General features: G+C 40.6%; 15 protein-coding genes and 2 tRNA genes. 2 read left to right on the top strand and 15 right to left on the bottom strand.

The features are described from left to right. Positions 1–74 precede the first annotated feature (74 nt). From FN961_RS06550 to FN961_RS06520, 7 genes are all read right to left on the bottom strand, one after another. Positions 75–230: an endonuclease gene (locus FN961_RS06550; protein WP_143563751.1), complete on the bottom strand. Its 156-nt coding sequence runs from the start codon at positions 228–230 to the stop codon at positions 75–77. 638 nt (positions 231–868) lie between these two features. Beyond that, on the bottom strand, positions 869–1,264 hold the full coding sequence (locus FN961_RS06545) for a Rap1a family protein (protein WP_143563750.1): 396 nt from the start codon (positions 1,262–1,264) through the stop codon (positions 869–871). Between the two features lie 356 nt (positions 1,265–1,620). Next, positions 1,621–2,886, bottom strand: a complete 1,266-nt coding sequence (locus FN961_RS06540) for a tyrosine-type recombinase/integrase (protein ID WP_143563749.1) — start codon at positions 2,884–2,886, stop codon at positions 1,621–1,623. Between the two features lie 152 nt (positions 2,887–3,038). Then, positions 3,039–4,868, bottom strand: coding sequence for an excinuclease ABC subunit UvrC (gene uvrC, locus FN961_RS06535; protein ID WP_143563748.1), 1,830 nt, complete (start codon positions 4,866–4,868; stop codon positions 3,039–3,041). Positions 4,869–4,888: 20 nt separating this feature from the next. After that, complete coding sequence (uvrY, locus tag FN961_RS06530; protein WP_143563747.1) at positions 4,889–5,533, bottom strand: UvrY/SirA/GacA family response regulator transcription factor; 645 nt, start codon at positions 5,531–5,533, stop codon at positions 4,889–4,891. Between the two features lie 509 nt (positions 5,534–6,042). Beyond that, positions 6,043–6,133 (bottom strand) — tRNA-Ser (locus tag FN961_RS06525). A gap of 289 nt (positions 6,134–6,422) precedes the next feature. Continuing rightward, positions 6,423–6,513 (bottom strand) — tRNA-Ser (locus FN961_RS06520). Between the two features lie 232 nt (positions 6,514–6,745). Here FN961_RS06520 and FN961_RS06515 point away from each other — a divergent pair. Both FN961_RS06515 and fabA read left to right on the top strand, forming a co-directional pair. Beyond that, positions 6,746–8,476 carry a S16 family serine protease gene (locus tag FN961_RS06515; protein ID WP_143563746.1) on the top strand — a complete coding sequence of 577 codons (1,731 nt, stop codon included), beginning with the start codon at positions 6,746–6,748 and terminating at the stop codon, positions 8,474–8,476. Between the two features lie 67 nt (positions 8,477–8,543). Continuing rightward, complete coding sequence (gene fabA / locus FN961_RS06510; protein WP_143563745.1) at positions 8,544–9,059, top strand: bifunctional 3-hydroxydecanoyl-ACP dehydratase/trans-2-decenoyl-ACP isomerase; 516 nt, start codon at positions 8,544–8,546, stop codon at positions 9,057–9,059. A gap of 81 nt (positions 9,060–9,140) precedes the next feature. Here the strand turns inward: fabA and rmf are convergent, their stop codons facing one another. The 8 genes from rmf to FN961_RS06470 all read right to left on the bottom strand — a co-directional run bounded on the left by rmf (position 9,141) and on the right by FN961_RS06470 (position 22,787). Next, complete coding sequence (rmf, locus tag FN961_RS06505) at positions 9,141–9,317, bottom strand: ribosome modulation factor (RefSeq protein ID WP_143563744.1); 177 nt, start codon at positions 9,315–9,317, stop codon at positions 9,141–9,143. Positions 9,318–9,493: 176 nt separating this feature from the next. Next, positions 9,494–11,416, bottom strand: coding sequence for a DUF3466 family protein (locus FN961_RS06500; protein WP_143563743.1), 1,923 nt, complete (start codon positions 11,414–11,416; stop codon positions 9,494–9,496). Positions 11,417–11,463: 47 nt separating this feature from the next. Next, entirely contained in the window at positions 11,464–13,383 is a 1,920-nt protein-coding gene (locus FN961_RS06495; RefSeq protein WP_143563742.1) for an ABC transporter ATP-binding protein, read from the bottom strand. A gap of 1 nt (position 13,384) precedes the next feature. After that, the gene (locus FN961_RS06490; RefSeq protein WP_229814626.1) at positions 13,385–13,621 is read right to left on the bottom strand and encodes a glutaredoxin family protein; all 237 of its coding nucleotides are present in this window, start codon (positions 13,619–13,621) and stop codon (positions 13,385–13,387) included. Then, positions 13,614–15,749, bottom strand: a complete 2,136-nt coding sequence (gene rlmKL / locus FN961_RS06485; protein ID WP_143563740.1) for a bifunctional 23S rRNA (guanine(2069)-N(7))-methyltransferase RlmK/23S rRNA (guanine(2445)-N(2))-methyltransferase RlmL — start codon at positions 15,747–15,749, stop codon at positions 13,614–13,616. Before rlmKL ends, FN961_RS06490 begins: the two co-directional genes overlap by 8 nt. A 359-nt stretch (positions 15,750–16,108) precedes the next feature. Next, on the bottom strand, positions 16,109–16,642 hold the full coding sequence (locus FN961_RS06480; RefSeq protein WP_143563739.1) for a cell division protein ZapC: 534 nt from the start codon (positions 16,640–16,642) through the stop codon (positions 16,109–16,111). 164 nt (positions 16,643–16,806) lie between these two features. Next, positions 16,807–17,829, bottom strand: coding sequence for a quinone-dependent dihydroorotate dehydrogenase (pyrD, locus tag FN961_RS06475; RefSeq protein ID WP_143563738.1), 1,023 nt, complete (start codon positions 17,827–17,829; stop codon positions 16,807–16,809). A gap of 113 nt (positions 17,830–17,942) precedes the next feature. Then, on the bottom strand, positions 17,943–22,787 hold the full coding sequence (locus FN961_RS06470) for an NAD-glutamate dehydrogenase (protein WP_143563737.1): 4,845 nt from the start codon (positions 22,785–22,787) through the stop codon (positions 17,943–17,945). Between the last annotated feature and the right edge of the window lie 65 nt (positions 22,788–22,852).

Below are 22,852 nucleotides of genomic sequence, written 5' to 3'. Positions count from 1 at the left end.
TATAAACTAGGTTACGCCCCAAAATTAATGTATTACATTTGTAATACATTAAAGCCGTGAGTCGACGGTGTATTCTACAAACCTGCGGTTTTACACCGGCTAACTACAACAGGATTAGGGTTGCCTTGTTTCTTCTCAACACGTTTAGATCGCTTACACTCCCATGCTGAAACAGGATCTTGTCTGTCCCAGGCTTGCATCAGTTGGCGTTCGCGCTGCTGTTTACTCATTTTTCATTTTGAAATATGTATAACACTGTTAAATATAGATATTAAAATAAAGCAAAAAAAACACTGTACAAAAAATAAACTATCGCTATTATACCGCTCAGTTGTTCAGAGAGTTATTAAATGCACCAACAAGTACAAGTAAAACTACCACTACTAAAACCATGTTTTGTAGCCAGACGTTTCCCTTTTATTTTAGTGTAATATAATATAATTCAACAAGTTAACACTACGTTAACAACGTTATCGCTCTTTAATGAAGCGCTAATAACGTAAGCTGTTACTAAAAAAAAGGTCGCTAATAGCGGCTTTTTTTGTGTCTGCAGTAAAAGGAATTTGAATCGATCAGGGCAAACATAGGTAAACTCAACAACGGTATATAAATAGACCAACAAAAAAACAGTACCAATGTATTACATTTGTAATACATTTACCTACTATAAAACGTAGGGTATATGATAATAGCTAACAAGCTTTTGGACAGAAACGAGTCAAAGTTGAGGCTCTAAAAGATCATTAGCATTAGTTAAAGATTGCAATCAGAGATGCAGTAACACCTTTATATAACAAGCAGACGTACACCTAGAGCTCATTATGCTGCCCAGTCAGGAACCGGCGAGATTGATAAACTTGTTAAACATTTACGAACCACATGACTCCTTTAATGCAACAAAAGCCAATATGTGCATACCTTGGTGCCAGCGTTCTGGGTGTGCAGCAAGATATTTATCAAAGATTGCCGTTAATTGAGAACCGTTCATACCAGCTGTACAGTCTTCAAATCTTCCCATGTTAGACTTCCGAACACCATAAAGTGGAGATAAAAGTATTCCATCCACTAGTCCCATGGAGTAAATGTTTTTGCTTCCATTATCAAAGACTCTAAACTCATTACCTTTAATGAAGCCATTTTGGATTAATACTGTGCCATCTTCTGAAGCAAAAGATTGACTAGCAAATACAATTAAGAAAAGCACGACCAAATATTTATAAATCAATGAATTTTCACCTGTGCATAACATTTGTATAGTACGCACTCGCGGTTTTCAAACCAATTTCCGAGGCAGTGAGTACACGTTAAGATATTGATAATAAATGATAACTATCTGTATTGCAAGTGCAGAACTTCACGTTTCAAACTAAAATAGATCAAGATTAGTCTTAGAATAAATAACTGTACCAAAACCTGGCTAAATGCAATTTAGTACATGTGCCGAGAATTGGGTTTCATTCAAGAAAGAGCTGTTTTGATTAGGTTGAAACGTCTTCGTCAACATAAAGGTGAGCGATGGTAAGCTGCATAGATACTATCGACGAAACTAGCCAGCTAACACATAAAAGGGGGGACGATTAGAAAGGTGATGTTCTACACAAACTCCACCCGCAATCCGTCTTACTGAGATCTTTTCAATTCCACCACGTTACTAGAAGGATCCTCAGGACTTTTGATACGCTGCAGTTGGTTCCACCAAATAGTGTAAGCTGCAGATTGTTCCTCGATATAATCATGGTGGTCATAGATAGACTGCATACCGGTGAGTTTATGACCCAACATGGTTTCGGCCACTTCTGTGCGAGTAATTTTAGACATGCGGGTTCGCTGGGTTCTACGTAAATCATGCATACTCCAATACGGAAATTCCATGTTTGGCTCATTGCGCTTTATCCAGTTCTGAACGGTATACGCAAACCGAGAAACCTGCGATTTTTCGAACACTTCACCAACCAGACCCACAGAGTAAAATAAGTAATCAGTTTTTGATAGCTCTTTAAGCATCTCAATAATTGGCACGATTTCTTTAATTATTGGTCTGACAATTGAGTGACCTGATTTAGATCCAGTTTTGTGATTTTCAGGCGGGACAGTCCAAAGCAAGCTATCTAAATCAAAATGAGACTTTTTAGCTAGACGTAATTCATGGGAACGACAACCAAAAAATAACTCCATAAAAATGAATATACGTCTGCTAGGCTCCATATCACAAAACTCAATAGCTCTAAGCAGCACTGCTAATTCTTCATCGGTAAACACTCGCTTACGGGTGTTACGAGTAATATTTAGATCCTCTTTGGCTTCAATATTAGCCAGATGGTTAACTGTGATGAGTTTTCTTCTAACTCCCCACTTCAAAGCGCGACGACAAACACCAAGCCCTAGCCTTGCAGCGGACGGAACTGTACTCGCTAGCGACTCAAAGAGATCGAGCCATTTGCTCAACGTGATATGTTCTATGGGGTATTTACCGAGTTTAGGTAAGATATGTCTGCGGACTACGTTCTTATATTCAAGCAACGTATCTTCTTTAATGTTACTTCTCGTTATCTCAAATTTTGATTTAAACCACTCTTCAAAAAACACTGCTGTCGTTAGCTCATTCTTCTGAACAGCTTCATCACGGATAACAATACGAGGATCGAACCCTTTCTCGAGTTCAGCACGGTATGCAACGCAAACCTCTCGAGCAGACTTTAAGGTTACATTTGGATAGGAGCCGATTGAAATACGAATAGGCTTGTCTTGGTAACGGTATCGCATTTGAAAAGTAATTTTACCTTTCTTGCTAACCCTAACACTCAGCCCATCACGATCGCTTCGTTCAAACTCCTTTGATTGGAGTTGTCCGTTTGTTGTTTTTAACCAAGAGTCGATAATAGCCATAAGACCTTCTCTATCTAAAAGCTAAAATTCTGTACACAGTTTGGTACAAAAATCGTGAAGTACTATGGTACGCAATAAAACAGAGACTTTCTACAAAACGCTTATATGTCAGTCTTTTGAAGCAAATTTGGGACAAATTAGAACGCGATAAATCACGTTCTAAATGAATCATGTATCGTTTGTGCCATTTCTACACTAATACCAGGTACTTTTGCTAATTCAGACACACTCGCACCTTTCACTTCCTGTATCCCACCTAAATATTGCAGTAAGGCTTTACGACGTTTCGGTCCAATTCCATCAATCGATTCCAATGTTGATGTATTACGTGTCTTTTGTCGCTTATTTCGATGCCCGGTAATCGCAAAGCGATGGGATTCGTCTCGAATGTGTTGTATCAGGTGTAAAGCCCCTGAATCTGCCGGTAGTGTGAATGACTGTTCGTTTTCACCGTAAATCAAGGTTTCTAAACCTGGCTTTCTGCCCTCACCTTTTGCCACACCTATCAATAATGGAGACACATCTAAACGTGCAAACTTTTCATCGACAATTTTCTGTGCAATCCTCAACTGCCCTAATCCTCCGTCAATAAACAAAATATCAGGAATTTTTCCGGTCTTTTCGATCTTATCAAAACGCCGAGTGATCGCTTGCTTCATCGCACCATAATCATCCCCAGGTGTGACACCATTGATGTTATATCGACGATACTCTGCTTTATTAGGCCCTTCACGATTGAACACCACACATGAAGCGACTGTGCTCTCCCCCATGGTGTGGCTGATGTCGAAACACTCCATTCTATTGATGGGATTCGTCACTTCAATAGCCTCCTCTAATAGTAAGAAGCGTTGTTCAACCGTATTTTTATGAGATAAATGAGTGTTGACCGCATTAGTTGCATTGGTCACTGCTAGTTTTAAGTATTTAGCCCTTTCACTTCTGACTTGTGTTTTTATCTCAACCTTTTTATCCAGTGCTGCGCTGATTGCTGTTTCTAACACTGGAAGATCAGCAAAGTTATGACTCAGCAGTATCTCTTTAGGGATCGTTCTCTGGCTATCTGAATTGAGATAAAACTGCAGCATAAATGAACTTAGCACCTCATCTAGCTCCGTTTTAGCCGGCACAACGGGATAATAACTTCTACTGCCGAATATTTTCCCTGCGCGTATGAAGAGTAAATGAAAGCACGCAACGCCAGAAGCATAGTAAGCCCCAATAACATCCATATCCCCTGAAGCATGGGAGACTTCTTGTTGCTCGGTCACTTTTCTTAGCGCTGAAATCTGATCTCTGTACCTCGCCGCTAACTCAAACTCCAAGTCCTGCGCAGATGACTCCATTTTAGAGACAAGTTCAGTCATAACCAGCTGGTCACGTCCCTTTAAAAATAAGCTTGCTAGTTTAACCTGCTCGTTATATTCCTCATCACTGATTTTATCTACGCACGGTGCACTGCAGCGGCCGATTTGAAATTGCAGACAAGGACGTGATCGAGATTTGTAATAAACATCTTCACACTGCCTAATAGGAAAAATCTTTTGCAGCAAGTGAAGACTTTCTCTTACCGCACCACCATTGGGATAGGGACCGAAATAGGTCCCCTTATGACGTTTAGGACCACGATGATAAGCCAGCCGAGGATGTCGATGCTGGCTTAATAAAATATACGGGTAAGATTTATCATCTCTTAGCAATACATTATATTTGGGCATGTACTGCTTGATATAATCGTTTTCGAGCAGTAAAGCATCGGTTTCACTGTGGGTTAAAGTGACATCGATATTGGCAATGTGAGATACCAGTGCCAGAGTCTTAACGTTGGTAATATTCAACCTAAAATAAGAGCTGAGTCGCTTTCTTAGATCTTTGGCTTTGCCAACATAGATAACACTCCCACCATCATCATACATTCGGTATACGCCTGGTGATGTGGAGACACTTTGAAGAAACGCTTTTGAATCAAACTTAACAGACATAATATCCAAATGAACAGAGGTTAAAACTGGCCTGTATCTAACATTTTATAACGAATAGCCAAACGCGTAAGCTCTACATCACCGCTTATTCCAAGTTTGGCAAAAAGACGATAGCGATAGCTATTAACAGTTTTAGGACTCAAATTTAGCTGTTCAGAGATATCATTTACTTTTTCACCGTTTGTTATCATCATCATAATTTGTAACTCACGTTCAGAAAGCGTCTTAAATGGATTGTCATCAGTTTGATTAAACTGACTCAGTGCCATTTGCTGTGCGATTTCTGGTGATAAGTACCTTTGACCATGAGCAACTTGTCGAATAGCTTGTAACACTTCAGGAGGTGTCGCTCCTTTCGTCAAATAACCTGATGCGCCAGCTTGCATAACTTTTGTGGGGAAAGGATCTTCAGTATGAATCGTTAATACGATTATTTTCGCATGAGATTGATAGCGTAGGATTTTTCTTGTCGCTTCAAGACCTCCAATTCCAGGCATATTCATGTCCATTAAAATAACATCGGCTTCGTTATTCCGGCTCCATTGTACGGCTGTTTCACCATCTCCAGCCTCGCCAACCACTTTGATTCCCCGTTCATCTTCTAGAATACGTCGTATCCCAGTTCTGACTAACTCATGATCATCGACTAAATATACAGAAATCAAATCAAACCTACCTTCGATGTAAAGCGATGAACCAGACACAATCCAGCATCATATTAATACGTAATTTAGCCCATATACTAACAATAAGAAAGTGCTAAATCTAATTCCCAAACCTTATGAATTATAAGTAATCAACTTAATTGCTGTTAATAATCATTGTCTTGAAAAACAGGTAAAAATACCGAATATATTCATCAAAAAAGACAGGGCTAGAATTACAATGGCGGTGAGACTTTGGCTTGTCACTAAAAGTTAGTTTGTATTAAGCAGGAAAGTAAAAACCCCAACATTTCTGCTCGGGCTGAATGTGGTTCTGTGATAGCAGACTTGGATAACAGGAACCCTAGTGGTTAACTGCTTAAAACGAAAAAAGGCTACTCTTCCGAGTAGCCTTTCATCTTAAATGTGGCGGAGGGATAGCTGACTTAAACAATAGGAACCCTAGAGTTCACAACAGCTTTGAAATGAAAAAGCCCCTAGCATTTCTGCTAAGGGCTTCATCTTAAATGTGGCGGAGGGATAGGGATTTGAACCCTAGATGGGCTATAAACCCATGCCGGTTTTCAAGACCGGTGCATTCGACCACTCTGCCATCCCTCCGAACGAGCGGTATAATAGCCGCACTTCTATAAGCTGTAAACTACTATCTTTCGATTAAGGCGTGAATGTTCATTTGATAATCAATCCTATGTAACCATGCATGGATAACTGATTCTAGATACTCGGAACACTAAGCTTCAACAGTTTTAAACCCAAAACGCTAGCATTTCTGCTAAGGCTTCATCTAAATGTGAAAAGGGATAGCAGACTTGGATAACAGGAACCCTAGGGTTCAAAAGTGTTAAAACGAAAAAAGGCTACTCTTTCGAGTAACCTTTTTTCTTGAATATGGCGGAGGGATAGGGATTTGAACCCTAGATGGGCTATAAACCCATGCCGGTTTTCAAGACCGGTGCATTCGACCACTCTGCCATCCCTCCGAACGAAACGAATAATATAAGCATCTCTCTTCCTTGTAAACTACTTTCCAAAGCAAAGATGTTAGTTGCTTAACTAAACCTCAATTCGAAGGTTTTTAATTCAGAATAGTCTCATAACATCTTCAAAGTCTGCTTATTGGCTACTAAGCGAAGAAATTGGATATGGGGTCAATCAAGCTGTGTTAATATCTGTCTATTACTAAACAATCAAACATTAAGTAGCGTCTGCTATATGAATTCTATTGCCATCCCAGTTTCTGCGTTGTCTCCTTGTCACAAGCTCCCCGCACTTGCTGGACTAAATCATACTCCTCAAACACTGTTGCTCGGACAAGAAAGAGTGCTAAATGCATTCGAACTCCTTTGTAAAACACCAAACCAACATATGTTTCTTGCTGACTTTGCAGGTGTAGATAGAGTCGAATTCATTAAGAGTTTAATGACTAGCCAAACGCATTTAGCTGATCAATATTTATTTAGTACAACTCCACACGATAACCAGCGTAACTTTAGCTGGTCTAGCCATTGTGATGACGAAAAGCTCGCGACTAAAAATCAAACTTACCAATATCTTTCTGGTGATATTAAGCGTGCAGATCTATTAGGCCGGTTTATCGACGACAAACAAAAGTCCGCGGCTGAAAACTATATTCCTGGTGCATTAACCCAGTGTCACTATCTGTTTATCTGTGCCGAGTCACTTTGGAAGCGCGAAGGACTCTGGAATCTGCTTCTGGATATATTGGCGAAAAAAGAGTTCAAGGTTCATTCGTCTCTTCCTGCCCTACCACTAAATTGTAAAATTATCTTAGTTGGATCTAACATGCAATTTAGTGTGTGTTGGGTAGAAGAAACAAAGTTTCCTCAACTCTTTCCAATCTTAGGAGAAATGGTCAACGAACTCGACTTGGCTCAGCATTCAGAAATTGAATATGCAACTTGGTTAACAGCCGTTGCAGCGAATGTGAATGTCAAACTGGATCAATCAGTGCTTACCTCGCTGTTTCTTTATAGCTCACGCCTTGCTGATCACCAGCTAAGATTCACATTATTGTCAGGACAAATCGGACAGATGCTTGCACAAGCAAAAGCATATAGCGTCTCGGAAATGATAACAGCTGAGGACTTCCAACTCGCACTAGAACAGCTACAGTTTCGCCATAGTGCGTCTGAAATGCTGTCAGCACAAAACTTTGATGATAAGTTCATCAGTCTCCCTACTGACGGACACATGGTCGGACAGATTAACGGCTTAACAGTACTCGATACCGTTGAGTATTGTTATGGCGAGCCAGCAAGAATAACCGCATCAGTCCATTACGGTGATGGTGAAGTCGCTGACATAGAACGAAAATCGGAACTAGCGGGTAATATCCACGCAAAGGGAATGATGATTCTATCTGCTTGTCTTTATCGAATTTTTGGTAAGGATGCCCCTTTACACCTGGACGCTAATATTGTGTTCGAGCAATCTTATCAAGAGATCGATGGAGACAGCGCTTCATTAGCCGAATATTGCAGTTTAATTTCTGCCATCGCTGAAAAGCCAATCAATCAAAGTATTGCCGTTACAGGTGCACTAGATCAATTTGGTCATGTACAGGCTATTGGCGGTGTTAATGAGAAAATTGAAGGCTTCTACAACCTCTGTGAACGGCGAGGGTTAACAGGTAGCCAAGGCGTGATCATTCCAAAATCAAATACCCAACAACTCAATTTAAATCTCAAGCTCATCGAATCCGTCAAAGCGGGTAAATTTCACCTTTATGCAATTGAGCATATTGATGAGGCTGTCGAGCTGTTGATGGGCATAAAAGCAGGCACACCAGACGAAGATAACGACTTCCCTGATGATTCATTATATGGAATAGTCCAAGACCGATTGGCTAAATTAGCTGGGTATCAAGATGAAGAAACAAGTTTTTTTGCCAAACTGCTCGAAAAAATGAAATTTTTCAGCTGATCGGAGTTGTTTAGCGTACACGTGTTCGCTAATCTTGGCTCCTCGAATTGCTGGAGTGAAGTAAAAAATGAGTAAAGCAGACAGTTTCAATAAACAAGATCTTATCGCCTGTGGCCATGGTAAGTTATTTAATGAGAACTCTCCTCGTCTTCCCATAGATAATATGTTGATGATAGACCGTATCATCAAGATTAATGCTGATGGTGGAGAATTTGGAAAAGGTGAAATTGTAGCTGAACTCGACATTAATCCCGATCTTTGGTTTTTTAAATGTCATTTTGAAACGGACCCTGTAATGCCAGGATGCCTTGGTTTAGATGCATTATGGCAACTCGTTGGTTTCTTCTTAGGCTGGGAAGGTGCTGAGGGCAAAGGACGAGCACTAGGAGTTGGTGAAGTGAAATTTACTGGCCAAGTGCTACCAGAAGCTAAAAAAGTCACTTATAAGCTTACTATTAAACGTAAGGTTTACCGCAAGTTAGTGATGGGAATCGCTGATGCCGTCATGGAAGTAGATGGACGTGAAATATATAGCGCTAAAGATCTGAAAGTAGGTATTTTTACTGATACCTCTTCTTTTTAAAAAATAAAATCAACAATTACAAATATAAAAATGCCCTCATAACTCGACTCTATTTAGTGTGTTGCGAGGGCAAGCTGCTAACTACTTGTTAAATAAGCCACTCAGTCGGCCATCTATCCCTTCTCGCCAGCCTCCTAACCATTGTGACTTAGAGTCTAGCATCGAATAAGGACAATGTTCCTTTGACCGACCTCCAACTCCAGCTTGAAACCCTTTCGAAAAAGCCCTATCTAAACGATCTCTTTTTTGTCTTTTCATGCAAAAACCCTCTGATCTAGATACAAAGAAGCAATAGCTTCACATACTATGAATAGAACTTTTTTAGACTAAGATCAATCAAAATCCGACCTCTTTTGGAGGTTATTTTTTAAGCTGTTGAGTTTTTTAAATAAAAAAAATCGAGGCAAATGCCTCGACTTTTTTATCACTTGAATCTATTTAAAGCGTCGGCGGAACCAAAGTAGAGGCAAAGCAAATAACCATGCAAAACTGGCAGCCCCTTTTCGTACATAGTTCTCATCTTCACCATTGTCATCAACACAGTTATTCGCAGCAAGCCAAGCTTCATCTGCAACAGCGCCATCAGTTTGAAGAACAACCATACGAGGAAGATATGAGGTAAGTGGGTCACCATTGCCATCTACAGCAAATACAGGCTCACCATTTTCTATCACTAGATTCCCGTTTGTATCAAGTTGGTACTGAGGTTTGCGAACAAAAGCAGTCCCCACTATGACACCATCTTCATTAATACTATTGGCTTCAACAACTTTAATGTCTTTTGAATAAGCCAACAACACACCACCACTGGTGACTTCAACTTTTTCACGAACCCATTCGTTGTCTGAGTTTTTCTCGAACCCTTTTGACTCACAGGTCAGCAGTTTATTTAAGTCATTGAACTCTGTTGCTTCTTTATCAAACAGAAAACCAGATTTAGGACGAGGCTTATCTTTCTCGTGAGTCGTCTCGATTGAACCAACCACTTGTCCTTTATCATTAATATCTTTAGGTTTACTGCCAAGATCTGATAGTGAATTGTAAAAATCATTCGGAGTTACAATTTTGCTATCAGGGTTGTTCGTATCAAAGTAAAAAAACTTATCACGAATATAACCTTCAATATATTGTTTGTAACTACCAACCAAAATGCCACTGTTGTTGATACCGTAAGCTATCGATTGATACCTATCATCTATCATTGACACCCAATGTGCTTGATAAGCGCCATCAACACCGTCTGGCGTCCAGTAAAAAGCATCAAAAGAAATTCGGTCGTCATTACCAGGACGTTTGTTATGCGAACGACCCACAACAACCCCGCTATCATTAATACCTAGCCCTTGAGCTGTATATGATGTCTCAGAAGTTGTCTCAAACCCTAGTGGCAGCGTTTGAGTACCAGCAACTTCACTACCGTCAGCGTTCAGCTCCCAAACATAGGCACGAACATGATAGTTAATTCGGCTATTACCGTTAGAGTCTGGATATTGCTCTTTTTGAATGCATATATCAGTAGGATAAGTATCCCCTGCTATACAGGTATCAATACGAGTTTTTGAATCATTGGTGAGCTCAGTACCCGCATAACCCACGACAAGATTAGCATTGTTAATAGCCGCCGCAACAGAATAACCACCGATATTGACTCTATCCTCATCATCGGCCGCACCTGGGGTGTTACTGCACGCTGTGTCCTTTTCATACCAAGTACAAGGAGGTGTTAATTGAAGCTCAGTCCCGCTCTCATCCTTGCTAAAACCACGCTCTTCAAATTCACGATAATACCAAAAATCCTGATCAGCATTTGTTCCGTCATAAGGTTCAGTTAGCTCTTTTGAGGTCATTGAACCCACTTTGGTACCAGTATCGTTAATGCCAAAATAATAGACATCAACAGAGTTGATGGTTTCTGGCACATCAGCATCAGTTAAACTTGGGTCGGTTGTGCTATTAACCGAATCAAACACGGGTAACCAAGGCTTTGCACTATCAAACTCACTGGCGATAAATGAGAAATTGTTAGCGATAATGGGTTTATCAATGGAAAAAGTGATCCTCTCTTCCGGCGCAATACCGTCTTCAATGTCGATAACACCGTCATCGTCATCTTCTGAAACAGTTAGCTTCTTTCTACCTTTAGCAATTGCAACCGACTCTCCATCAGCATTAATGGCCATACCATAACCATTTCGAGTCTTTTGCAGAGTACCAATCAGCTCAGCTGAATCTGAATCAGATTGGTAAACTTCACTTAAGTTTTTTATCTCATAAACTGGAGCCGCTTGCACTCCCTGAAGAGCACCAATTACGCCTACTGCTACTAATGATAGGGCTTTATCCAATGTAAACTTCATTAACGCTATTCCCTTACTAATTCGAGTTCTAATTATCGTTATTCGTATTACTTGAGCGACTCAAGTTCTTCCCATCGCTCAAAGCACACTTCCAACTCTTGTTCTTTTTGTGTAAACAATTCAAGTTGGATATTTATTTTTTCTTGATCCTGAGCATAAAACTCTGGAGCGCTAATCTGTTCTTGTAACGCTGCAACCTCTTCCTCTAACTGCTCCATTTTAGCTGGAAGCAATTCAAGTTCACGTTGTAATTTATAAGAAAGTTTCTTTTCCGATTTTACTTTCGACTCAGATTTAACCTCAAGAACTTCAACCTTAACAGGTTGGACAGTGTTTATCTCCTGAGGTTCCTGAGAATAAAAACGAGCACCTTGAGATACCGCATCTTGATAACCACCAACATACTCACTCCAACCACCATTACCAGTAAACCACCAACTACTGGTCACGGTATTGTCAATAAATGCCCTATCATGACTGACGATTAACAGCGTTCCTGGATAATCGGTCAGCAGAGACTCTAACAACTCAAGAGTCTCAATATCGAGATCGTTGGTTGGCTCATCTAGAATAATTAAGTTTGCTGGTTTTAATAGTAAACGAGCTAATAACAATCTGTTTTTCTCACCACCAGACAGTGCTTTAACCGGAGTTCTCGCTCTCATTGGCGAGAAAAGGAAGTCTTGTAGGTAGCTTAAGATATGCCTGTCTTGGCCATTAATCGTGACGGTCTTTTTACCTTCGCCAACATTCTCTTCAACTGTTTTTTCTGGATCAAGCGCTTCTCGATACTGATCAAAGTACGCGACTTCTAGTTTAGTCCCCACTTTGACAGTGCCTGATTGTGCTTCAAGCTGACCAATTAACAATTTCACCAATGTCGATTTACCACAACCATTTGGACCAATCAGTGCAATACGATCGCCACGCATTACCGCAGACGTAAAGTCTTTAACTAAGTTCTTATCTGGTAAATTATAGTTAAGCCCTTCAATATCAAAGACTAGCTTGCCTGAACGGTCTGTATCAGCAACGGCCATCTTCGCGCCGCCTTGACGATTAAGTCTGGCCATACGCTCATCTCTTAGGGCTTTAAGTGCACGCACCCTGCCTTCATTACGCGTTCGTCTCGCTTTGACTCCTTGACGGATCCAAACTTCTTCTTCGGCTAATCGCTTATCGAAGAGTGCATTCTGCTCAGATTCGACTCTCAACCACTCAGCTTTACCCTCTAAATATGTTTGATAGTTACCTGGCCACGAAGTGACTACGCCGCGATCAAGATCCACGATTCGAGTCGCCATTCTTGTAATAAAGCCCCTATCATGACTAACAAAAACGATAGCGCCTTTATAACTCATTAAAAATTGTTCAAGCCACTCAATGGTATCGATATCGAGATGGTTAGTTGGCTCATCCAACAGCAGTAGATCAGGCTCACTGACTAGTGCTCGGGCCAATGCGACTTTACGTTGCCATCCACCAGAAAGTTCAGTTAACGCACTGTCAGGATCTAAGCCTAACAATTCACAGTTCTGGTTGATTCGGCTATCAAGCTGCCAGCCATTAAGGTGATCGATATCCTCTTGCAGACGTTCCATCTGCTTAAGCATACGTTCCATTTGCACGGGATCGGCACTGCCAACATCATGAGCTAATTGGTGGTAACGTTCCAGCTTCTCGCCCACTTCTTGCAGACCCGCTGAAATATAAGAATAAACAGTACCAGGCTCTGCTTTAGGGGGATCTTGCTGTAAACGGCTTACTTTAACATCTGTCGCGATGTTAAATTCACCTTCGTCGAGTAAGACATCACCACTCAAGACTTTCATTAAGCTCGATTTGCCAGCACCATTACGGCCAACAATACAGACACGTTCACCAGCTTCAATGGTGAAATCCGCTTTTTGCAATAGTGGTGTGTAGCCGTAAGCTAACGAACCATTATTAATACGAACTAAACTCAAGTTATGCTCCTAAAAATTCTTTTAATGTATCGATATCAAAAGGCCAATTTAGCTCTTTGTTGGTATCGATCTGTTTTAATACGGGAATGCGGATACCATATTGCTCAGCCAAGTCTTCATCATCACAAATGTCTTGATGGGTGAACAAAACTCCAGCTTGGGTGAGCAGTGCAGCAGCAAGTTCACACAGATGACAAGCATCTGTGTGAAACAAAATATAATTGGTGTGCTTAACCACTATGAGTAAGTAACCAGGTATTGTGAATATGAGGGTTACGTTTAAAGTCCATCGGCAACGTCTTATCATCGATGTTTTTAACTTCAATACCTACGGCATTCAAGGCTTCTATTTCCATCTTGAATTTACGCTTGTTGTTGGAGAAAATAATTTCGCCACCAGGATTTAATATCTTAATTAAATCGGTCAACATGGCCACATGATCTCTCTCAACATCAAAGGAGTCTTCCATGCGCTTTGAATTAGAGAAGGTTGGCGGATCAATAAAGATAAAGTCGAACTTATCATGGGTTCGCTTAATCCATGTTAGGCAGTTGGCTTGAACAAATTCATATTTATTGTCATTCAATCCATTAAGAGCAAAGTTCTCTTTAGCCCAGTTAATGTAGGTGTTTGACATATCAATCGTCGTCACGGATGTTGCACCACCAAGCGCAGCATGAACCGATGCGGTGCCCGTATAAGCAAACAGGTTAAGCATCTTACGGCCTTTAGACATCTCCCTCACAAGCTTACGGGTCAATCGATGATCCAGGAACAAACCAGTATCAAGATACTCTTTAAGGTTTAGCTTAAATTTGGCGCCATACTCAGTAGTGATAAGTTCAAGCTTGCTCGCTTGGATCTTTTCATACTGATTAGTGCCTTTTTGTTTCTCACGGGTTTTTAAGATAATATTTTCAGGATTGATACCGATTGCACTAGGTAAAGTGATCAACACATCCGTAAGACGGCGTTTAGTCACAGATTCAGGAATATCAACTGGCGCCGTGTATTCTTGGATAACGACGTAATCTAAATACTTATCGATAGCCACTTTATAATCAGGTAGATCGGCATCATAAATACGATAGCTATCAATGCCCTCTTTCTTCGCCCACTTTTCAAGTTGCTTAAAATTCTTCTTTACTCGATTCGCAAACGGAACAGCAATGTCACTGACATCACCATCACGATTAATATTCGCAGGGTCAACGCGGCGAGTATTTGTTGCATGGACAGTATAAAGATTAAACGCACACTCTAATGCACCGTTGTTCATCTTCATCTGCTTGTCAGCTTTTAGCTTTAAAGCCGACAACAGTTCAACATCGCTGTTCAATACAGCAAGATTCCAACCACCGAATTCGGCTTTAAATTTATCACCTAACTGATAATACAACTGCAAGAGTGCAGTCACTGTACCTAATCGCTCACCATAAGGTGGATTGGTAATTAAATAGCCAGTCTCTGCTGGTACTTCTATATTCAAAGCATTTGTAACACTGAAATCGATAAGACTGAGCACACCCGCATTTTCAGCGTTCTTTTTCGCAAGTGCCACAATACGTGAATCAATATCAGAGCCATAAAACTTAGTCGTACAGCGAGTTACACCGATTGATGCTCTCGCTTTAGCTTCATCCAGTAACTCTTGCCAATACTTATCATTGTGTCTTAGCCAATGTTCAAAACCAAAACGCTCGCGATGTAAACCTGGTGCGATATCACAAGCCATCATGGCAGCTTCAATCAAAATAGTACCGCTACCACAAAAAGGGTCCAGTAACGTCACCGGATTCTTTTGCCATCCACTGCGCATTAACATATTAGCCGCTAAATTTTCTTTTAACGGCGCTTCACCAGTGGTTGCTCGGTAACCGCGCTTATGTAACGCAGGGCCGGAGAAGTTCAAACCGATAGTGATTTGACCACGACGGTAGTGTGCATCAATTCTAAAATCTGCATCCACACGAGCCACATCAGGTCTCGGGCAATCATCATCACGGAAACGATCCACGATGGCATCTTTAATTTTAAGAGCGCCAAACATGGTGTTATTAATGAAACCACCCATGCCATGGAAGTCGATACTAAATGTACTGCGATGGTTGAATTGCATCTGCCAGTCAATACCATAAGCAGCATTATAAAGCTGTTCTGGAGATTCACATGGACCTTTATGGATAACGAAAATTATCCGACTTGCGATTCGCGACCAAAGCGTGATCCGATAGCCCAACTCAAGTGAAGCGGTAAAATATACCCCAGCGACACTTTCTTTAATATCAGACGCACCGAGTTCAGCCAACTCAAGTGATAACGCATATTCATAGCCCCTAGGAGCCGCAGCAAAAAAATTTAACATCAATAGAATCGGTACACAGTAAAAATTAATGCAGCATTATACCTTGTAGAACACATAAATGATAAAAAGTTATTAGTTTAGGTTGTGATATATCCAACCAGATTAGATTTTAAGCAACTGGCAGGTACTGCGCAGCTCAATTATCGAGCAAAGCAGCGACTTTATGTAACGTGAATGGTGTGATTTTACCAAATTGATATCCGATATATGGCTTTCGACTGGTACACAATCAGTACTATTTGATGTATAGAAGCATGAGACTTTTTAACAATGGACGGGCTTAGAATAGTGATGGGGAAAATAATGATGAATTAATTGATTCAAAACCGCCAAACACACATTGGCAGCAACAAGCTTATCTATGCAGCTGCAATGGCTCTATTCATCTTCAATGGGTGTAATCTGTCATGCATCACTTTAATGCACTCAAACTGCATTAAAGTCTTAGTGGAATTAAGCGCTAACTCTTTGGAAAGAAGCATTACCAGAGATGCTTGAATGCTCGTCTCTACAACAAGTACTTGAACACTATTTCCTTGGCATCGAAGCTGAAAGACTTTTCCAATCTCGCTATAAACACACATACTACTTGTATCAAAAAACCAAGATTTAGGCATTTGAGGTTTTAACAAGAAATACGCGGCAGTGCCATTTAACGCTAATTGCACTTTAGCAGCATCTGAAATATTGATAGATTTGGTGAGCAATTCAACAAAATCAATATAAAATTTGGCGTGTTCAACACTAAATTCTAATTCCGATAAGGCATCTGGAATTAAAAGTTTTGATTTATATGGAGTCAAAAACTCCATTTCGGCTCCCAATGAAACGCTTAACACTCCGTGCGAATCATCATACCTCCACTGCCAATCCCTTTTTGGCATTAATAACATAATGTCTACCATTTATATTGAATACATTAACGATAATAGTAGATATTTTGTCCAATATCAAAACAAAATTTTAATATTTAAATCTATTTTACAATGTGTTACGGAGGATCTCGCGATCTACAAAACGATCGCGCGATCCTTATAAGATCTTAATTTAGAACTCTCTATTTACGCACTCTGCAGGCATCAACAATATCTTTTATTAATTTAGGTCCCTGATAAATAAACCCTGAATATATTTGTACTAGAGTTGCACCCGCATCAAGTTTATCCATTGCATCAGCAGCAGAATTAATTCCACCGACACCGATGATAGGGATCTGATCATTTAAACAAATAGACAGTTTTTTAATGACTGATGTAGACAATGAATTCAGCGGTTTACCACTAAGCCCACCCGCTTCATTTGCATTCATTAGACCACTAACTCCATCACGACTTAACGTAGTATTAGTGGCAATGGCACCATCAAATTCATTTTTAATAAGCGAATCAGCAATTTTCTGAATTTCTTCATCTGAAAGGTCTGGCGCTATTTTTAATGCAATCGGGACATACTTACCGTGCTTTTCAGCAAGATTTTTCTGCTTTGACTTTAACGATCCTAATAGATCATCTAAGAGATCGCCGTATTGTAAACTGCGTAAACCAGGCGTGTTCGGAGATGAAATATTTACTGCGATATATGCAGCATATTCATAAACTTTATCCATACAGATAAGGTAATCATCTTTACCTTGCTCTACTGGTGTATCTTTATTCTTTCCAATATTGACACCAATTAGGGCACCTGATTTTGCCGATTTTAAATTAGCAATCAGGTTATCAACGCCTTTATTGTTAAAACCCATTCTATTGATAATGCCTTTAGCAGGCTTTAATCGAAATAGGCGAGGCAGGTCATTGCCTGGTTGTGGTCGTGGAGTAACAGTACCGACTTCAATATGACCAAAGCCCATCGCATGAAAACCATCTATACACTCTCCATCTTTATCCATTCCAGCAGCTAAACCTACTGGGTTGGGAAAAGTTATTCCCATAAATTCTACAGGAGTCGAGTCGATTTTCTGGGCATAGAAACAATCTAAAGGCGTATTCGCCGTTGCCTTTAAACTGTTAATAGCAAAATGATGAGCCTTTTCAGGATCCATCTGAAACATGACCTTCTGAGCGAGTGTGTAAAACATCTTTTCTCCTAGACCGAAAAAAGCCCCGGCAATTGCCAGGGCTAATACTCAAAATACGTCAAGATGCAGCTTTCAGTATCTATCTATTATTTGAGTATCTACATTATAGTTATTTACTTTTGACCTTCACAATGAAGAATCAATAGGTTCAGTTCACGTAAAGCAACAGAGAACTTTGCAAATTCATGACTTTGTGAAGTCTTGAAATCTGCTAGCATGTGGAACCATCTCTCCAACAATCCTTGATTAGAATCTATCCATTGCGTAATGATACTATCCGCATCACAAGTTTCAGTACAGGTACGAAGTACCACCGAACTCAATGAGCGCTGTTGCCAATCTAACTCTTCTCTAAATGCCGCTCTTGCAAGCGCCTGCCAATGGTTCGCAACAGGTTGAGCACTTATCTGATCTAAGAACCAATGTAATTCGACATTAGCGCCTAACTTGAAGTAAGTCTGAGCAACAAGAGCAACAGGTTTAGTCTCACATTCTGCAATTTGTGCAATATCTAAAGCAGAGAACAGAGTACTCATATTCACAACATTCGTTGCGACCTCTTCTGTTACACCCTCTTTGATTAATGCAGCAATTTCAAGGCGTATACCTTCAACTTCAGCTTCAACCATGTAGCTATGAACATTAGCCTTAAGATCAGCAAATACAGGACCAAAAAACTCAACGGTTTGTTGAATACTCTGACTGCGATTTCTGTGACGTAAGAACCAACGGCATGCACGACGCATATTTCGGCGGATCTGGTGTAACATCTCCCCCTGTACAACAGCAGGAATAAGGCCATTGAGAGATGTAATATTTTTAGTTATACCAGCTAAACCAAACACTTCACGAGCCATAGTGTAACAAATGGCGGCTTCAGCTACTGAGGCACCAGTCTCATCTTGCATACGTTGTACAAAATTAAGACCTAAATCGTTAACAAGCTCGTTTGCAAGTGAAGTCGCGATAATTTCAGCTCTAAGAGGATGAGCCACCATACGGTCACGATACTTCTCCTGAAGTTGCTGAGGGAAATACTCAACCAATAGCATACTTAAGAAAGGATCTTCAGTGATCTCTGGCGTTAACAGCTGCTCTTTTAACAACATTTTGGAGTACGCGACTAACACTGATAATTCAGGTCTGGTCAACGGCTTACCATTTGCAAGACGGTCTGCTAACTCATCCTCTGTAGGCAAAAACTCGAGAGCGCGATCTAACTTAGCTTCTTTCTCAAGATAATGTATAAATCGGATCTGCTCTTTTAATTGTTCAGCACCGCGTACTTGAGTAATCGAGATGGTACGAGTTTGATCTTTACAGTCTTGTAAAACAATACGACTAACTTCATCTGTCATATCAACCAATAAGCGATTACGTTGTTTTAACGTCATTTCACCATCAGCCACAATGGCATTCAGTAAGATCTTGATGTTAACTTCATTATCAGAACAATCAACACCACCAACGTTATCAACAAAGTCGGTATTCATACGACCGCCATTAGCAGCATATTCAATTCGACCAAGCTGAGTACAACCTAAGTTACCACCTTCACCAATGATCCTCGCTTGTACCTCATTGCCATTAACTCGCAATGTATCATTAGCGCGATCACCCACTTCAGCATGGGTTTCTTTAGTGGCCTTTAAATAAGTACCAATGCCGCCATTCCAAATAAGATCAACTTTCATCTTCAGCAACTCTTTTAACAGTTCCGTCGGATTCATCGATACTTTCTTCGTGTCGAGCATTTTCTTCATTTCAGGCGTCAAAGTAATCGATTTAGCAGAGCGCATAAAGATGCCGCCGCCTTTAGATATCAACTCTTTGTTGTAATCTTCCCAACTTGAACGCGGTAGGTCAAACAGGCGAGCTCGTTCTTTGTAGCTTGATTCAGCATCAGGTGTTGGATCGATAAAGATATGCATGTGGTTAAATGCAGTGACAAGTCGAGTGTGCTTTGACAACAACATACCGTTACCAAACACATCACCAGCCATATCACCAATGGCTAAACAGGTAAAATCTGTTGTTTGGCAATCAATACCCATTTCACGGAAGTGACGTTTGACGGACTCCCATGCACCACGTGCGGTAATTCCCATCTTCTTATGGTCATAACCATTACTACCACCGGATGCAAATGCATCACCCAACCAGAAGTTGTACTCTTCAGAGATGGCATTGGCGATATCGGAAAAGGTTGCAGTGCCTTTATCGGCTGCGACAACCAAATAAGGATCATCTTCATCATGACGAACGACATTAAGTGGCGGTACGACTTCGCCGTTCACAATGTTGTCAGAAATATCGAGCAATGCACGAATAAAGATACGGTAACACTCTTGACCTTCAGTAAAGAAAGCCTCACGCCCGCCCTCTGTCGGCAACTGCTTACAGACAAAACCACCTTTAGCACCAACTGGTACAATTACCGTATTTTTAACTTGTTGTGCTTTAACTAAGCCAAGTACTTCGGTACGGAAATCTTCACGACGATCAGACCAGCGTAAACCACCACGAGCGACTTTACCGCCGCGAAGGTGAACACCTTCAACTCTTGGGGAATAAACGAAAATTTCAAACTTAGGCAAAGGACGAGGCATTTCAGGTATCAGTTCAGGTGAGAACTTGAATGATACATACTCTTTGTCGCTCCCATCAGCAGCAAGCTGATAGAAGTTCGTTCTTAGCGTTGCATTGATGAGGTCTAAATAGCGACGAATAATACGGTCGTCATCTAAACTTGAAACCTCTTCTAAACATAAATCTATTTGCCCTAAAAACTTAGTTAGCGTGCGCGTTTTAAGCTTAGGATTAAACTTACGGGTAAACATTTTAACCAATAGCTCGGCGATTTGAGGATAGCGAGTAAAGGTCTCTTCAATATAAGCTTGGCTAAAAGTAGCATCTATCTGACGCATATATTTCGCGTAAGCACGTAATATTGAAACTTCACGCCCACTGAGCCCAGTGCCAAGTACTAAGCGGTTAAAACCATCATCTTCAAGATGCTTATCCCAAACATCGGCTAGTGCCGTTTGGAAACGAACTTGACTGTCAGCGATACTTTGAGTTGACGTGCCTTGCACTGTCATCAAGAAATCTAAAATCCAGTAAGTATCGTTATTACAAGTCTTTAACTCGTACGGTCTTTCATTGATCACACGCAAGCCAAAGTTTTCAAGCATAGGCAATACATCTGACAGATGGATTGGTTCATCTTTGTGAAAAAGCTTTAACCGTACTTTGTTGTTATTAAGCGCTGTTTCTTGTGGCTGATAGAAAAGCATTCCCAATTTATGGTTATCATCTAACGCTTCAAGATGCTGAATATCAACAACGGCAGAACTTGGTAGCACATCTTCTTTATAGCTACGAGGGAAAGCGTTGATATAGCGCTTAGTTAACCCAGTGCCTGATTCTTCACCTTGGGTACTGCTTAGTGCATCGTTGAGTTTATCTTCCCAAGAACGCGCAGCTTCAGCTAAATTATTTTCAATGGCAGCCACATCTACATCCATATTATTGTTATCGACTTTAACTATGTAATGGGTTCGTGCAAGCGTTGATTCTGAGAAATAAGTCGTGAACTCAACATCAGCCTCTGAATTGAAATGCTGAGCTAAAATGCGTTGGGTATCTTCACGCAGCTTAGTGTTATACCTATCTTTAGATACATAAACGAGACAAGAAAGGAAACGACCAAAACCATCTTTACGAACAAACAATTTGAGTTTGTCGCGGTCTTGCATCTCAAGCACACCATGAGCAAGATGAGCAAGTTGCTTTACATTACCTTGGATAAGCTCATCACGTGGAAGTGTTTCCAGGATATGCATCAAGGCTTTGTAATCGTGTGAACGTGGGGTTAAATTCGAGCGATCGAGTACACGTTGAACTTTCTCGGCTAACAGAGGGATCTCACGTGGGCTTCTGTTATACAAGTTCGACGCGTAAAGGCCCAAGAATCTATCTTCGCCAATTACATTACCCTGCTCATCGAAACGTTTAACACCAACATAATCTACGTAGGCTGGTCGATGAACTCGACTCTTTTCACTACTTTTGGTTAAGATAAGTAAACTGTTATCAAGCGCTTCTTTACGAGCACTTTCAGAGAAATTAGACAGTAATAGCCCACTTTCTGGCTGAGGTTTACCCGGAATATTCATTAAACCTAAGCTTGTTGAAGGATCTGGAACAAGCTCTAAATCACCCGCAACTTTCCGAAGATCATAACGACGATATCCCAGAAGCGTAAAATGGTGGTTATTAAGGTAATTAAGGAAGTTTGTTGCCTCTTCAAGCTCCTGTTTGTGGCCAGGATAAGGTCGAGTTGCAAGTCCAGTGATGGTTGAACTGAGCTTTTCAGACATCGCTTTCCAATCATTAACTGATGCAGCAACATCGCTCAATACAGACTCAATTTCTTTCTCTAAGCGCTTAATCTCTTTATCAGAACTTTGTCTATCAATCTCAATAAGGAAAATGGCCATTTTCTCAGATTTGTCATCAGTCTCATCACAATACCGAACCTGAGAGATCCCCCCTTTAGTTCTCTTGATGGAAAGAGGGGTATGTAAAATCATATGGGCAGTAATCCCCATACGATTCAATGCCATGCTGATTGAATCGACCAGAAAAGGCATATCCGGTTGGATTACTTCGATAATAGAGTGTGTTGATTGCCAACCATGCTTTGACTGGCTTGGGTTAAATACCCGAATATGCGACTGACCTTGTAATGTCAGGTTTGCGGCGTTCCAAAGACTTAATACGGCACCATAAAGATCACTATCATTACGGGCTTTAAGATCATCTTTGGACATGTGGGCATAGAGGCAGTTTGCAAATTGCTCAACTTGTTTTGCTTGAGCATTAGGAACTTTAGAGTGAATTAAGTTGACTACATTTTCTAGTAGTACTGAAGGCATTGCATCTTTCAAAGCCATGTTGCTGTTTCCTTAGGGTCTATGGCAGCGCTTTATATATATTTTTTTGGGATGCTTGTACAAAT

This window comes from Shewanella hanedai, from assembly GCF_007197645.1.
Lineage (GTDB): Bacteria > Pseudomonadota > Gammaproteobacteria > Enterobacterales > Shewanellaceae > Shewanella > Shewanella hanedai.
Note: the sequence above shows the minus strand (reverse complement) of the source record. Positions and strands in the feature narration are given on the sequence as shown.

What these genes read in the sequence shown, in the direction of transcription:
- FN961_RS06550 (WP_143563751.1), bottom strand. Translation starts at nt 230, where the DNA reads ATGAGTAAACAGCAGCGCGAACGCCAACTGATGCAAGCCTGGGACAGA.
- FN961_RS06540 (WP_143563749.1), bottom strand. Translation starts at nt 2,886, where the DNA reads ATGGCTATTATCGACTCTTGGTTAAAAACAACAAACGGACAACTCCAA.
- uvrC (WP_143563748.1), bottom strand. Translation starts at nt 4,868, where the DNA reads ATGTCTGTTAAGTTTGATTCAAAAGCGTTTCTTCAAAGTGTCTCCACA.
- FN961_RS06515 (WP_143563746.1), top strand. Translation starts at nt 6,746, where the DNA reads ATGAATTCTATTGCCATCCCAGTTTCTGCGTTGTCTCCTTGTCACAAG.
- fabA (WP_143563745.1), top strand. Translation starts at nt 8,544, where the DNA reads ATGAGTAAAGCAGACAGTTTCAATAAACAAGATCTTATCGCCTGTGGC.
- rmf (WP_143563744.1), bottom strand. Translation starts at nt 9,317, where the DNA reads ATGAAAAGACAAAAAAGAGATCGTTTAGATAGGGCTTTTTCGAAAGGG.
- FN961_RS06500 (WP_143563743.1), bottom strand. Translation starts at nt 11,416, where the DNA reads ATGAAGTTTACATTGGATAAAGCCCTATCATTAGTAGCAGTAGGCGTA.
- rlmKL (WP_143563740.1), bottom strand. Translation starts at nt 15,749, where the DNA reads ATGTTAAATTTTTTTGCTGCGGCTCCTAGGGGCTATGAATATGCGTTA.
- FN961_RS06480 (WP_143563739.1), bottom strand. Translation starts at nt 16,642, where the DNA reads ATGTTATTAATGCCAAAAAGGGATTGGCAGTGGAGGTATGATGATTCG.
- pyrD (WP_143563738.1), bottom strand. Translation starts at nt 17,829, where the DNA reads ATGTTTTACACACTCGCTCAGAAGGTCATGTTTCAGATGGATCCTGAA.
- FN961_RS06470 (WP_143563737.1), bottom strand. Translation starts at nt 22,787, where the DNA reads ATGGCTTTGAAAGATGCAATGCCTTCAGTACTACTAGAAAATGTAGTC.